Source organism: Amycolatopsis sp. NPDC000009, from assembly GCF_055563465.1.
The window spans coordinates 363853-377246 of record NZ_JBVHDI010000004.1 but is presented as its reverse complement, the minus strand read 5'-3'; the positions used below and the strand labels follow the sequence as shown (position 1 = coordinate 377246).

The following is a 13394-nucleotide window of genomic DNA, read 5'->3' as shown; positions in this document are numbered from 1 at the left end:
CGCATTTCTCCCCTGTGCCGCCCTGATGGCGGCCGTCCTCATGCTGGCCGGGTGCACCTTCGGCGGCGAGGCAAAGCTGCCGGCGGACAGGCCGGAGCCAACCACGCCGCCACCGTCGAAACTCGAAGGCTTACCGGTGGACTACGCGGGGTTCCGCCTGGTCATGACGACGTCGCCGCCGTCGGTGCTCGACCCCGCCACCGGCGCCACCACCCCGCTCCCGGGCGCTCCTGGCGGGGATCGGGTCAACGACGTCCTCCGCGTCGGCAAGTTCCCGGTCGTGCTGTCGGCCGCCCGCTGCGGGCCGTCGTGCCTGGAGCCGTCCGAAGTGCTCGTCTACGGCGATCCCAAGAACCAGCCGTGGAAGCTGGGCAAGGCCCGCAGCGTCGCCCCGTCGGCCGACGAGAGCGGCGTCTGGCTGATCCGCGACGAAGGCAACGACCTCTGCCGCCTCCAGTACGTCTCCCTGCTCGGCGCGGAGCGCGATCGTGGCCGTCCGGCGAGCTGCGCGACAGCCGTGCGCCAAGAGGTGCCGAAGGGGCTGCTGATCACGGTGAACAGCGGGACGGCGAGTGCCGAGGACGTGCTGATCGATCCCGCCACCGGCCGCGCCTTGCACCAGTTTCCCCGGGTACTGGCGATCACCAAGGAGCGGATGCTGCTGGCCGAGCTGACCGAGTTCTCCGTGCTCGATCTTCGCAACGATCAACGGACCCGGGTCCAGCGGCCGGTGGCCGACGGCGCGCCCGGCATGGTGGTGCCGAGCCGCGACGGCTACAAGGTCGCCGTGGTGTTCGGTGACCCGGCCTGGGCGGGGACCGCGACGCAGACGGCCGACGTCTGGGTGCTCGCCCTCGACACGCTGACCTGGACCCACGCGCCCGCGATGCCGATCGCGACCGAGCTCAAGCGGGTCGCGATCGAGTGGACCGAAAGCGACGACCTGGTGATCGCGACCGACGTCGTCGCGAACTGGCGCCTCGACCGGCCACAGTGGACGGTCGTAAAGACCCCGCTGCCCGCCGGGCGGAACCAGCGGGTGGTGGCGATCGCGCAGGGGTGAGCTACTCCTCGTCCAGCCCGTGCTCGATGGCGTACCGGGCGAGCTCGACGCGGTTGTGCAGCTGGAGTTTCCGCAGCGTCGACTGGACGTGGTTCTCCACCGTCCGATGCGACAGCACGAGCTTCTCGGCGATCTGCCGCGCCGTCATCCCCTTCGCGACGAGGCGCAGGACGTCGGTCTCGCGTTCGGTCAGCCGCGGCGGCGCGGGCCCGTCGTCCGGCGCGTCGGCCATGCGGCGGTACTCGCCGAGGACGAGCCCGGCGAGCCCGGCGGTGAACACCGGATCACCCGCGGCGGTCCGCTTGACCGCGTCCACCAGCTCGCTCGCCGAAGCCGATTTCACCAGGTAGCCGGACGCCCCGGCCTTGACCGCTTCGAGGACGTCGCTGTGCTCGCCGCTCGCGGACAGCACCAGGACCTTCGTCGACGGCAGTTCCGCGGTGATCTCGCGGGTGGCGTCGACGCCCGAGGTTTCGCCGAGGTTGAGGTCCATCAGCACGACGTCGGGCTGGACCGTCCGCGCGATCCGCACCGCGGCGGGCGCGTCCGGCGCGGTGGCCCGCACGTCGAAACCGTGCTCGGCCAGGTCGCGCGCGACCCCGTCCCGCCACATCGGATGATCGTCGACCACCATCACCGAGACCCGTGCCTCACCGGTCATCGCTTTCCCCTCGCCGCGACTGGAACCTTGACTTCCCATTCCGTGCCCTGGCCGGGCGCGGTGTCCAAGGCGGCACTTCCGCCCAGATCCCGCACGCGCCCCTTGATGGACTCCGCGATACCTAGATGTCCCTCGGCCGCCGCGCGTTCCAAAACACCGGGCGCGATTCCCGGCCCGTCGTCGCGAACGCTGACGACGACCTCGGTGCCGAGGTCCTCCAGCAGCACCCAGGCGTGTGCCTCTTCACCCGCGTGTTTCTCGACGTTCGCCAGCGCCTCGCGCGCCACGGCCACCAGCTCCGAGGTCACGTGCTCGGGCAGCTGGACCTCGCCCGCGGGCGTCGAGACCTGCACCGACGGCGTCGCGAGCAGCTGCAGCGCGGCACGGAGATCGGTGGTCCCGTTCTCGCTCGGATGCGTCGGCTCGGTGGTGACCAGCGCGCGCAGCGCGATCTCCTGCTCGCCGGCCAGTTTCGCCAGCTCGGCGGCCTCCCCGCCGAATTCGGCGCCGCGTTTGCGCACCCGCGCGAGCACCTGGAGGACGCTGTCGTGGATCGAGCGGGCGAGCCGCTCCCGTTCGGCCGTCGCGGCCTCCATGCGCAACGCCCTGGTCAGCGCGTCGGCCGACCGGCGGGCCATGGTCGCGGCGAGCCCGATCACGAACCCGCTCGCGGTCAGCAGGAAACCGTCCCGCGCGACGTCGACGTCGAACCGCCAGCGCACCAGCCCGGTGACCACCGAGACCACCAGCCCGGCGAGCACCCCGCCCACCGCGCCGAACCGGGTGCCGGCGGCCGCGGGCGGGACCGCCGCCCACACCGTCGTGATGAGCGGGATGTTGGCGTCGAACTGCGCGGTGGTCAGGATCCACGCCGACGTGAACATGAGGGCGACGGTGAGCACGAGATCGACACCGACCAGCCACGGCCAGCGGCTCGACGGCCGCGCGTAGAACACGCTGCTGACGATCGTCCACACCGTCATCAAGCCGAACGACGTCCACGCCAGCCACTTGTTCGCGTAGCCGTCGTAATGGACGACGAACGAGCCGAGCGCGAAGAGCAGCGTCGTCACGCGGAGCACGATCACCCCGCGCCACAGCGGAGTGGCCGGGTCCCGCGTGCCGAGCGCCGAAACCGCGCGCCAGAGCGGGGTCTCGGTCATGACTTGGCTTCGGACTCTTCCCCGGCATCGTTCGGTTGTGCCGCCTGATCCCGCAGGACGTCGATCTCGGCCGGATCGGGATCGTGTTCGTGCAGCAGCGACCGGATCCCCGCGTTGAGCACCGCGAGCAGCGGCACCGAGAGCAGCGCGCCGGCGATCCCGGCGGCGACGAGACCGGCGGTGATCGCGAGCACCACGGCGAGCGGGTGCAGTTTCACCGCGCGGCCGAGCAGGATCGGCTGCAGCACGTGGCTTTCCAGCTGCATGACACCGATGACGATGGCCAGCACGATCAGCGCGCCGACGATGCCCTTCGTCACCAGCGCGATCAGCACCGCGACCGCGCCCGCGATCACGGCGCCGATGATCGGGATGAAGGCGCCGAGGAACACCAGGGTCGCCAGCGGGATCACCAGCGGCACCCCGACGATCGCCAGCCCGATGCCGATGCCGACCGCGTCGACCACGGCCACCGCCGCCGTCGCGCGCACGTAGCTGACCAGCGACGCGAAGCCGCGCCGCCCGGCGACGTCGACCCGGTTCCGCACGCGGCCCGGCACCCCGCGGACCAGGAACTTCCAGATCTGGTCGCCGCCGGAGAGGAAGAAGATGAGGATGAACAGCGTCAGGATGAAGCCGGTGACGATCTCGCCGACCGTGCCCGCGGTGGTGAGCGCGGTGGTGGTGATCGACGCCTGGTTGTTCTGCAGGAAGCTGATCGCCTGGTTGATGAACTCCTGGATCTGCTCCTGACGCAGGTGCAGCGGCCCGTCGATGAGCCAGACCTTGATCTGGTTGAGGCTCTCCGTCAGCTGCTTCTGCAGTTCGGGCAGGCCGGAGGAGAACTGCGCGACGACGAACGTCAGCAGCCCGCCGAGGACCGCGAGGCCGGCGATCAGCACTATCCCGGCCGCGAGCCCGCGCGGGAATCTCAGCGCCGTCAGCTTGGAGACCGCCGGCGCGAGCAGCGCGGCGAGCAGCAGCGCGATCGACAACGGGATCACGACCACCGACAGATAGCCGATGAGGAACACGATGACGTAGAGCGCGGCGATCACCACGATGAAGCGCCACGACAACGCCGCGCCGATCCGCAGGCCGCGGGGCACCAGGTTGGTGACGTCTTCGGTCGACTCGGAGAGGAACGGATTCGCCGGGTCGAATTCCGGCTGTTTGCGCTGGGGCTCGCTCACGCGCTCACCGTATCGGTCCGGGGCGACGTTTCCTGAGCATTCCGGGCAACGCGCACGGGTCGGATTCGCCCGATGCGACGCTTGACACACCGCCCTTCGGTCGACTCGGGAGTAACCAGGCTCCGCCAGCCTCGATCACGCATCGTGATTTCGGGCTACACCGTGTGTTCTTCACACGATCGTGCCATCAAGGTGGTTCAAAGTCGCGTAAGCCTTCCGCTCTTTGCTTACCTCGGTCCCGCAACCACGAACCGAGGCGACAGGAGACCGAGTGACGAACGCGGCGAAGAACGAGAGGCGGGGCGCGGCGCGCTTCGGCCGTCTCGCTTCGCGTGCGCTGTTCGTGCTCGGCGGCGCCGTCGCCGGTTCCGCCGCCGCGTGGGCCGTTTCCGGCGCTTCCGCTTCCGCGGACATCGCCCCCGTGGTCTCCGCTCCCGAAACCAGCGTCACCCCGGTCACCGACGCCACCGCGGCGGGACTGACCGACGTCTCCCACGGCGCCTCGAAGTTCGCCGGTGACGTCGCGGGTGCGATGTGCGGCGACAGCCAGCAGGACGCCACCACGTGGTCGATGCCCGGCGAGAACGAGTCCGGTGCCAAGAAGCACCACTGCGGCGACCTCCGTGCCGACCGCCACGAGGTCTCGACGCGCGTCAGCGACGCGGTCACCGACTTCGCGGACGACTCGGTGGTCACCCCGGTCAAGCGCACCCTCGGCGCCGTCGAGCACATCGTGCGCAAGCCGCAGGACACCCGCCAGGTGCTGGACGAGACCATCGCCCCGTCGCCCGACTTCGGCCGGAAGGTCTGGGACCTCCTCGACCCGAACGGACACGGCGACCTCGTCCCGGAGCTCCCGGTCGGCCAAACCCCGGTGAACCCCGAGTCGCCGCTGGACACCTTCGGCTCCGGTGAGCAGGTCACCGACTTCGCGCAGCTGGCGACCACCCAGTACCCCGGTTCCCTCGAGACCGTCCTCCCGATGCCGGCCCTCGTGCAGCAGCACGGTGCCTTCGATCAGGTCGAGGACGCTCCGGCGCGTGACGGTCACCATGGTGACTTCCCGCGTCCGATCACCCCGGCGCCGCTTCCCGTCGCGCCTTCCTTCCCGACTGTCCCCGGCGGCTCCGCCCCCGGTGGTCACCTCGACGGCCTGACCCACGGCGTTCCCGCCTGGGTCGCCGCCGCCGTCGAGCGTTCCCTGACCGGCTACGCGCTGGCAGGCACGCGGTACATGCCGCTCACCCCGGGCTCGCAGCCCGGCGTCACTCCCGACTGAACACCTCCCTCCGCGGGGTAGCCGACGCGCCTCACGCCTCCCGATTCCGGGCTTGGCTTCGCGTCCGCTCCTGATCCCCCGCGAAACGGCGGTGCGCTTTTGTGCGCCCGCATTCGCTCCACCCCCCTTGGTGCCTCTCCGGACGGCACCTCCTCGAACCCGAAAGGGAACCCGAAATGAAGGAGAAAAACCCCATGCAATCCTGGGCAAAGCGCGGACTCCAGACCGCGTTGGTCACGGGTGGGTTGTTGATGCTGGGCACCGGCATCGCCTCGGCTGACGAACAGGTCAACCCCGACACCCCGGCCTCCCCGCTCGACGCGAACGTCACCGTTCCCGTCCAGATCGACAACAACGCCGTTGGCACGCCCCTCGGCCAGGCCGACCTCCCCGGCTACCAGGGCGAGATCAGCACCAAGGCCGTCACCAAGCCCGTCTCGGAGGCGCTGGACTCGGCGTCGTCGCCCGGCGGCAGCACCGACGGCATCGGCGGCGGGCTCCCCAGCCTTTCCGGCAAGAACGCGGTCCCGGCCCCGCTGGCGGCCAAGGACTCGGCCCGCCAGGTCAGCGGTGGCGTGACCGGTGGTGGGTTCACCACCACGGACGACATCCTCAAGGGCAACAAGGTCGTCGGTGACGTCGTCGTCCCGATCCAGATCGTCGACAACGCCATCGGCGTGATCGGCGACGCCGAGGTCGAGGGTGGCACCCACGACCAGACCTGGGCGCACCACCAGGACGTCGAGACCACCGGTGAGGACTCCAGCCTCGCCGGGAACGTCGTGGCCCTCGACTGGGCGCTGCCCGTGCAGATCGCCGGCAACGGCGGCGGGCTCGCCGGCGGCACCGGCCGCGTGGTCGGCGGTTCCGCCAGCCAGAGCACCACCGAGACCGGCAACATCACCACCGACGGCGAGGGCTCCGCCCTCTCCGGCAACGTGCTGGCCGGCCAGTTCGCCACCCCGGTCCAGGTCACCGGCAACGCCGCCTCCTGGATCATCGGCAACGCCAACAGCTCCGGCTACGAGGCCGAGACCGAGGCCACCTCCGGCGGCTGGGTCGAGACCGACGGTGACGACTCCGCCCTCGGCGGCAACGTCGGCGCGGTGCCGATCGCGCTGCCGGTGAAGGTCAACGACAACGCGGCCGCCGCGTGGGGTTCGCTCGCGAACTCCAACAGCAGCTCGTCGGCGGACGCCACCGCCGGTGACACCACCCCGGGCTGGGCCGACGTCCCCAGCTACGTGCAGACCTCCGGTGAGGACTCGGCCGTCGCGGGTAACGCGATCGTGCCGCAGACCGCGGACGTCGCGAACGTCGGCGGCGTGGCCGCCAGCTGGATCGGCCTCGCGAACACCGGCACCGAAGGCGGCACCAGCCAGTCGAGCACCGTCGACGCCGGTGGCTTCGTCAGCACCGAGGGCGAAGGCTCCGCGGGCGGCGGCAACATCGTCGACCCGGCCGTGGCCGCTCCCGTCGAGGTGACCTGCATCGCGGGCACCTACATCGGCAGCGCCAACGTCGCTTCGTGCGAGAACACCGTCGACGCGAACGCCGGCAACGGCAGCCACACCACGGGTGACGACTCCACCCTGGCCGGCAACATCGTCAACACCCAGGCCGCGCTGGCCCCCGAGGTGTTCGGCGTCGCCGGCTCGCACATCGGACAGGCGACCGCCGAGGCGTCCGAGACGAAGACCGTGACCGCGGGCGCCTACGACGGCACCACGGGCAACGACTCGTCCGGCTCGGGCAACATCGTCCAGGTCCCGGCCGCGGTTCCGGCCGAGGTCTTCGGCGTGGGCGGCTCGTTCATCGGTCAGAGCACCGCCTCGGCCGAGGAGACCAAGGTCGTCTCCGGCGGCGGCGGTGGCAACACCAACGACGACAACGGCTTCCTCAGCTCCAACCTGGGCACCGTGCCGGTTTCGCTGCCGGTGCAGGCGTTCGGGATCGGTGGCGCGTTCATCGGCCAGGGCCACGGTGCCGCCGACGGTGACACCACCTCCAACGCGGGTGGCGACGTCAACGCGACCGGTGACGGTGGCGCGGGCGCGGGCAACCTGGTCTACGGTCCGGTCTCCCTGCCGGTCCAGGCGCACAACTTCGCCGCCGTGCTCGGTGGCATCGCCTCGGGCGAGGGCACGAACCTCACCGACTCGACCGCAGGCGGCGACGCCACGGCCAACGGTGAAGAAGGCGCGCTGGCAGGCAACATCGTCCAGACGCCGATCGGTGGCACGGGCCAGCTGACCGGGCACGGCATCGCCGGTGCGGGCATCGCCGAGGGCGAGAGCGTCAGCGACGTCCTGTCGGAGGCCGGCGGCGACGCCACCACCACCGGCGACGAAGGCGCGGTTTCGGGCAACATCATCGGCGTGCAGGCGCTGCCGATCGTGCCGATCACCCACGACGCGGTCGCGGCCGCCGGTCTGGCCGACGCCGAGGGCTCCAACACCGTCGACGCCCTTTCGGGTGGCGACGTGGAGACCTCGGGTCTCGACGGATCGCTCTCGGGCAACATCCTCGACATCCCGGCCGCGGTCGACCCCGAGGTGTTCGGCAACGCCGTCGCGGTGGCGGGTGCCGTGTCCGAGACCGAAGCGACCAGCATGATCACCGGCCAGGCCGGTGGCGACAGCATCACCGACGGCAGCGGATCGGCCCTCTCGGGCTTCAACTTCCACCACCCGCTGGTCTTCGTGGTGCCGCTGAACGAGTTCGAGATCCCGATCCTGGCGATCGCGGACGAGAACTCCGAGGACTTCACCGAGATCAACGGTGAAGAGTTCACCCGCGCCTTCACCGACTCGGTCGGTTCGGAGATGCCGATCGACGCGCTGCCCGCGCTGCCGTTCGGTGCCCCCGCGCTCGACGGTGCCGGCGCCATGCCGTCCACCCCGGCGATCGGTGGCGCCCGCGCCGACGGTCCCCAGGTGGCGACCCTGCCCGTGCAGGTGGCCGGCCTGACCGCGCTGAAGCAGCTGCAGACCATCCCGACGACGCTGCCGAAGTCGGACCTGCCCGAGCTGCCCGGCACCCCGGCCCTGCCCGGTGTCCCGGCTCTGCCGAAGACCCCGGGTCTGCCCGGTGACGCCGCTCGTGCGGACGCCCCCAAGCTCGCCCAGCTGCCGGCCCTCCCGGCGCTGACCAACGGGCTGCCCACGAGCAAGCTGCCGGTGCAGCTCCCGGCCACGGGCAACCTGCCCACCGCCGGCAACCTGCCGGCCGCGGGCGAACTGCCGGTGCAGCTGCCCACCTCGGGCAGCCTGCCCGTCGTGAGCAACACCCCGGCGATGCCGACCGCGCAGGTCCCGGCTCTGGCGGGCGTCGACTCGTCGCCGCTGAGCATGTTCCAGCGTTTCATCGGCACCCTGACCGGCAAGAAGTTCCACACCATGTGAACCTGCCAGTCGGCTAGCGCCACTGAATGAACCGAAGCGGGCCCGGAGTCACTGACTCCGGGCCCGTTTTGTGTGCCGTTCAGCCCCCAGGGGTGAAAAGCGCGTCCTGGGCGGCGCCCATCGCGGTGAGCACCGCGCCTTCCAGCACCGCGCTCCCACCGACGGTGCCCGCCCGCACCTCGGTCCGCAGCGGCGAGATCTCCGAGAGCCGACGGCTCACCCCGGCCGCCAGCGCGTCTCCGCCGGCGCGGCCGATCTCCCCGCCCAGCACGAGACAGCCAGGGTCCAGGACCGCGGTGACCGCGGCGGCACCGATCGCGATCCGCTCCGCGACTATCTCCAGAAACTCCTCGGCGTTCGCGTCGATCGCGTACCCGACAGCCGCTTCGGCCGCTTCGGCGTTGTCGGCCGATGAAGCCGGGACGCCGTGCGCGCGGGCGAGTTCGCAGATCGCGGCGCTGCCCGCGAGGGTGTGGAAGCCGCCGTCGCAGTCGGTCGCCGTCGGCAGCCGGCCTGGGCCCAGCATCGGCAGGAACCCGATCTCCCCCGCGCCGCCCGACGCGCCCCGCCTCAGCGAACCGTCGAGGACGACCGCCGCGCCGACCCCGAAACCGAGCCACAGCAGGACGAACGTGTCCCGGTCGCGGGCCGCGCCGAGCCGCTGTTCGGCGGCGGCCGCGAGGTTGACCTCGTTCTCCAACAGCACCGGGACACCCAGCCGTCGCCGGAGTTCGTCGACGAGTTTCCCGTGCCACGCGGGCAATCCCCCGGCGTGCCGCAGGCCGCCGGTCGCCGGGTCGACGAGACCGGGAGCGCCGACGGCGACCGTGTGCAGCTCGGTCGCGCCCGCCTCGGCGGTGGTCGCCTCCAGCAGGGCGATCGCCCGCTCGACGGCCACGTCCGTGTCGACGTCGAGGTCGAACGGCAGCGAGGCCTCCGCCCGGGTCCGGCCCAGCAGGTCCGCGACCGCGACGGCCACGCCGTGGGTGCGGACATCGAGGCCGGCGAGGTACGCGCGTTCGGCGACGATGCCGTACAGCTTGGCGTTCGGGCCGCGGCGTTCCGCGCCCGCCTCGCCGACGATCTCGATCAGCCCCGCGTCCTGCAGGCGTTCGACGAGGTCCGCCACCGTCGGCCGGGAAAGCCCGGTCAAGGTCTTGAGCTGGGCGGCGGTCAGTGCGCCTTCGCGGTGAAGCAGGTCGAGGGCGAGGCGATCGTTGATGGCACGCGCCGTGCTCGGGGAGGCGGACGGCATCCGGATGACACTCACCGGCAGATCCTCCCAGAATTAATTATCAGGTTCCCTTCCTGATAGTTTACGCTGACGTCCGTCGAGTCGTCTCATGGACCTTGGGGGCCCAGTGACCAACACAGTGGAAACCGTCGGCGGGCCGACGCGGCGGGTGCGGCAGGCGCGGATCGCCATCGCCGCCGTCTTCGCCGTGCACGGCGCGGTGACCGGCAGTTTCGCCACCCGGATCCCGTGGATCCAGGAACACGCGGGGATCAGCGCGGGCCAGCTCGGCCTCGCGCTCGCCTTCCCCGCCATCGGTGCCTCGCTCACCATGCCGCTCGCCGCGCGGATCGGGCACCGGCTCGGCGGCAGGCTGGGGCTTCGGCTGCTGCTCGCGTACTGGACGCTGGCGCTGATCCTCCCGTCCCTGGCGGGAAACCTCTTCACCCTGTGCCTCGCGCTGTTCGTCATGGGCACCGCGGCGGGCACCTCCGACGTGCTGATGAACGCCCTCGGCGTCGACGTCGAGGAGCGGATGGGCAAGTCGGTCATGTCGGGGCTGCACGGTATGTGGACCACGGGTGCGCTCGTCGGCTCCGCCGCGGGCACGCTCGCCGCGCATGCCGGGATGGACGCCCGGCTCCACTTCGCGATCGCGTCGGCCGTGCTCACCGTCGCCGGCGCCCTCGTCTGCCAAGGCGTCTTCGACGTCCGCAGCGCACCGGACGAGAACCCGCCGCCGAGGTTCGCGCTGCCGCCGAAGTCGGCCGTGATCATCGGCGCCGTCGCGTTCTGCGCCGTCTTCGCCGAAGGGGCGAGCCTCGACTGGTCCGCCGTCTATCTGCGTGACGTGCTCGGCACCTCGCCGGGGATCGCGGCCGCGTCGACCACCGCGTTCACCTGCACGATGGCGATCGCCCGGCTCTCGGGCGACGCGCTGGTGCGGCGCTTCGGCTCGGTCAACACCGTCCGCGCGGGCGGCGCCTTCGCGACGATGGGCGGGCTGATGGTCGTCTTCGCCGTCCATCCGGTGATGGCGATGGCCGGTTTCGCGCTGATCGGGCTCGGCGTCTCCGTCGTCGTGCCGCTCGCCTTCGCGGCGGCCGGACGCAGCGGGCCGACGCCGAGCCAGTCGATCGCCGGCGTCGCGACCATCACTTATTCGTCGGGTCTCGTGGCGCCGTCGCTGATCGGCGGGATCGCCGACCTGACGTCGCTGACGGTGTCGTTCGCGGTGGTCACGCTGTTGGCGCTCGGCCTGGTGGCGGGCGCCGGTGTCCTTCGATCCCGTTAGTCGAACTGGAGGGAACGTTTGGCGAGGCCGTACCAGTAGCCGTCGATGACGGTCCGAGGTACGTATTCCCGCCGAGGACCCATCGGCGCGGTCTCGCCTTTTCCTTCCGAAGAGCTGGCGCCGAGTGACACGAACAGCGGTGCGAAGTGTTCGATCCGGGGGTGTGCGATGGCCGCGGCGGGCGCCTTGTGCTGGAAGTCCAGCAACGCGTCGAGGTCGCCCTGGTGCAGGGTTTCCGCACCCCAGTGGTCGAATTCGCTCGACCACGACGGCGGCACCCCGTCGGTGCCGTCGGTCTGGCGCATCGCGCTCAGGTTGTGGGTGAAGAAGCCGCTGCCGATGATCAGCACACCTTCGTCGCGCAGCGGCGCGAGCTTCCGGCCGAGGTCGAACAGCTCCCGCGGGTCCAGCGACGGCATGGACACCTGCAGCACCGGGATGTCGGCGTCCGGGTACATCTCCACGAGCGGGACGTATGCGCCGTGGTCGAGGCCGCGGTCGGGCGCGTCGTGCACCGGCGTCTGGGACGAGCGCAAGAGCTTCCGCACCTTGTCCGCGAGCTCGGGAGCGCCGGGTGCGGCGTATTTCACCTGGTAGTAGCGATCCGGGAAACCCCAGAAGTCGTAGACCAGCGGCACCGTGGTGGTGGCGCCGAGGGTCAGCGGTGCCTCTTCCCAATGCGCCGAGACGACGAGGATCGCCTTCGGCCTCTCGAGGTCCGCCGACCAGCCGGCGAGCTGGCGGGTCCAGGTGGCGTCGTCGGCGAGCGGCGGCGCGCCGTGGCTGAGATAGAGCACCGGCGTCATGTCAGCTCCAGGTGTTTGAACTTTCAACTACCAGGATAGACGACGTCGCCCGGCTTCGCCTTATTCCCGGGCGAGGTTCGCCGCCATGCGTTCCAGTACGCCGACCGTTGTCCGGTAGTCGTCGTCGCTGATGCCTTCGGTCGTGCGGGCACGGAACTCGCTGATCGCCGTCTTCAGCCGGAGGTGTGCCTCCCGGCCTGCTTCGGTCAGGCCGTCCTCGTCTATCCAGCCGCGAAGGCGCAGGTCGGCGATGATTTCCCGGAGATCTCCGAATGGCTTCAGTGCTTCCTCGGGCGACGCTCCCGTGTTCAGGACCTGCCAGTGGCGGCGGGTCAGTGATTCGGCGGCGAGGAGGTGGTCCAGTGAGGATTCGAGGGCCTGGTGAAGGTGGGCGAACCAGAATCCGATGGGCTTCATGGATACTCCTCGGGTAGACGACAACTACATGTAAAAGTACATGCACTTGGTGAGGAGGGGTAATGACGGACGCCGTGGCCGACGTGGAACGCGCGATGAGCGCCATCCGGCGGAGTCAGGCGAGGCGATCATTGTCGAAACTCGCCCGCGACCGCGCCGAATCGATGCCGGACCAGGCGATCCAGGGGCTGCTCGACGCCGTCGAGGCGGCCGAGGAGAGCGGTGAACCGGGGACCGTCACCAGTCTCGCGGCGGCGCTGACCATCGACCAGCCGCGCGCGAGCCGTCTCGTCGCCCGCGCGGTCGAGGACGGTTTCCTCCGGCGTGAAGCCGATCAGCGCGACGGCCGCCGCGCCGTCCTCGTGCTCACCGAAGCAGGCCGCGCCGAAGTGACGCGTATGCACGAATTCCGCCGCTCGGTGTTCGCCGAGGCGATGGCGGACTGGACGGACGACGACCGCCGCGAGTTCGCGCGGCTGCTGACCGCGTTCGTCCGGAACTACGGGGCACTCGGCGTGAAGTAGTTGACCAGGAGCTCGCCGGGGTCGCGGAACAGCAGCGACCTGTTCCCCCACGGCATCGTGGTCGGCTCCTGCACGATCTCGGCCAGGCCGGCCAGCCGCTCGTACTCCCGGTCGACGTCCTCGACGCGGAACTCGAGGATGGCGGTGCGGTTCGACTCGGGCACCGCGGCTCCCGCGCCGAACAGTCGCATCGTCTCGGCGCTGCCGATCGCCAAGGTGCACGACGGCCCGACGAGTTCGGCGAACTGCTCGGAACGCCATCGCGCGGCGAGGCCGGTCGCCTTTTCGTAGAAGCCGGCGAGGCGGGCGACGTCCTGGGTGATCACGCGGACGGAAACGAACTGCATGGCTGGTCC

Annotated in this window: 12 protein-coding genes; 5 read left to right on the top strand and 7 right to left on the bottom strand. The window is 70.7% G+C overall.

Going from position 1 to position 13394, the window contains the following annotated elements; translation table 11 throughout:
• Positions 1–25: 25 nt before the first annotated feature.
• Positions 26–1063: a hypothetical protein gene (locus tag ACZ3HL_RS15310; RefSeq protein ID WP_465531474.1), complete on the top strand. Its 1038-nt coding sequence runs from the start codon at positions 26–28 to the stop codon at positions 1061–1063.
• 1 nt (position 1064) lies between these two features.
• Here the strand turns inward: ACZ3HL_RS15310 and ACZ3HL_RS15305 are convergent, their stop codons facing one another.
• Genes ACZ3HL_RS15305 through ACZ3HL_RS15295 form a run of 3 tightly spaced genes read right to left on the bottom strand, consistent with a single transcriptional unit; the run spans position 1065 to position 4080 of the window.
• Positions 1065–1724 (bottom strand): response regulator, encoded by a 660-nt coding sequence (locus tag ACZ3HL_RS15305; protein ID WP_465414216.1) that lies wholly within the window; start codon positions 1722–1724, stop codon positions 1065–1067.
• Positions 1721–2887 (bottom strand): MacS family sensor histidine kinase, encoded by a 1167-nt coding sequence (macS, locus tag ACZ3HL_RS15300; RefSeq protein WP_465414214.1) that lies wholly within the window; start codon positions 2885–2887, stop codon positions 1721–1723. The genes ACZ3HL_RS15305 and macS overlap by 4 nt, the downstream gene beginning before the upstream one ends.
• Complete coding sequence (locus ACZ3HL_RS15295) at positions 2884–4080, bottom strand: AI-2E family transporter (protein ID WP_465414212.1); 1197 nt, start codon at positions 4078–4080, stop codon at positions 2884–2886. Before ACZ3HL_RS15295 ends, macS begins: the two co-directional genes overlap by 4 nt.
• 271 nt (positions 4081–4351) lie before the next feature.
• Between ACZ3HL_RS15295 and ACZ3HL_RS15290 the strand changes: the two genes are divergently transcribed.
• Complete coding sequence (locus tag ACZ3HL_RS15290) at positions 4352–5359, top strand: hypothetical protein (RefSeq protein WP_465531472.1); 1008 nt, start codon at positions 4352–4354, stop codon at positions 5357–5359.
• A gap of 194 nt (positions 5360–5553) precedes the next feature.
• Positions 5554–8763, top strand: coding sequence for a beta strand repeat-containing protein (locus ACZ3HL_RS15285; protein ID WP_465531470.1), 3210 nt, complete (start codon positions 5554–5556; stop codon positions 8761–8763).
• Between the two features lie 79 nt (positions 8764–8842).
• On the opposite strand, the gene ACZ3HL_RS15280 is transcribed toward ACZ3HL_RS15285, so the two are convergent.
• Positions 8843–10033, bottom strand: a complete 1191-nt coding sequence (locus ACZ3HL_RS15280; RefSeq protein ID WP_465531468.1) for an ROK family transcriptional regulator — start codon at positions 10031–10033, stop codon at positions 8843–8845.
• A gap of 91 nt (positions 10034–10124) precedes the next feature.
• On the opposite strand from ACZ3HL_RS15280, the gene ACZ3HL_RS15275 reads away from it, so the two are divergent.
• Positions 10125–11291, top strand: coding sequence for an MFS transporter (locus ACZ3HL_RS15275; protein ID WP_465531466.1), 1167 nt, complete (start codon positions 10125–10127; stop codon positions 11289–11291).
• On the opposite strand, the gene ACZ3HL_RS15270 is transcribed toward ACZ3HL_RS15275, so the two are convergent.
• Positions 11288–12097, bottom strand: coding sequence for a dioxygenase family protein (locus ACZ3HL_RS15270; protein WP_465531464.1), 810 nt, complete (start codon positions 12095–12097; stop codon positions 11288–11290). The two genes, ACZ3HL_RS15275 and ACZ3HL_RS15270, sit on opposite strands and share 4 nt — an antisense overlap.
• A 60-nt stretch (positions 12098–12157) precedes the next feature.
• The gene (locus ACZ3HL_RS15265; RefSeq protein ID WP_465531462.1) at positions 12158–12514 is read right to left on the bottom strand and encodes a MarR family transcriptional regulator; all 357 of its coding nucleotides are present in this window, start codon (positions 12512–12514) and stop codon (positions 12158–12160) included.
• A gap of 62 nt (positions 12515–12576) precedes the next feature.
• On the opposite strand from ACZ3HL_RS15265, the gene ACZ3HL_RS15260 reads away from it, so the two are divergent.
• Complete coding sequence (locus ACZ3HL_RS15260; protein WP_465531460.1) at positions 12577–13038, top strand: MarR family winged helix-turn-helix transcriptional regulator; 462 nt, start codon at positions 12577–12579, stop codon at positions 13036–13038.
• Here ACZ3HL_RS15260 and ACZ3HL_RS15255 read toward each other — a convergent pair.
• Positions 13014–13385, bottom strand: coding sequence for a VOC family protein (locus ACZ3HL_RS15255; protein ID WP_465531458.1), 372 nt, complete (start codon positions 13383–13385; stop codon positions 13014–13016). The genes ACZ3HL_RS15260 and ACZ3HL_RS15255 overlap by 25 nt on opposite strands.
• Positions 13386–13394 lie beyond the last annotated feature (9 nt).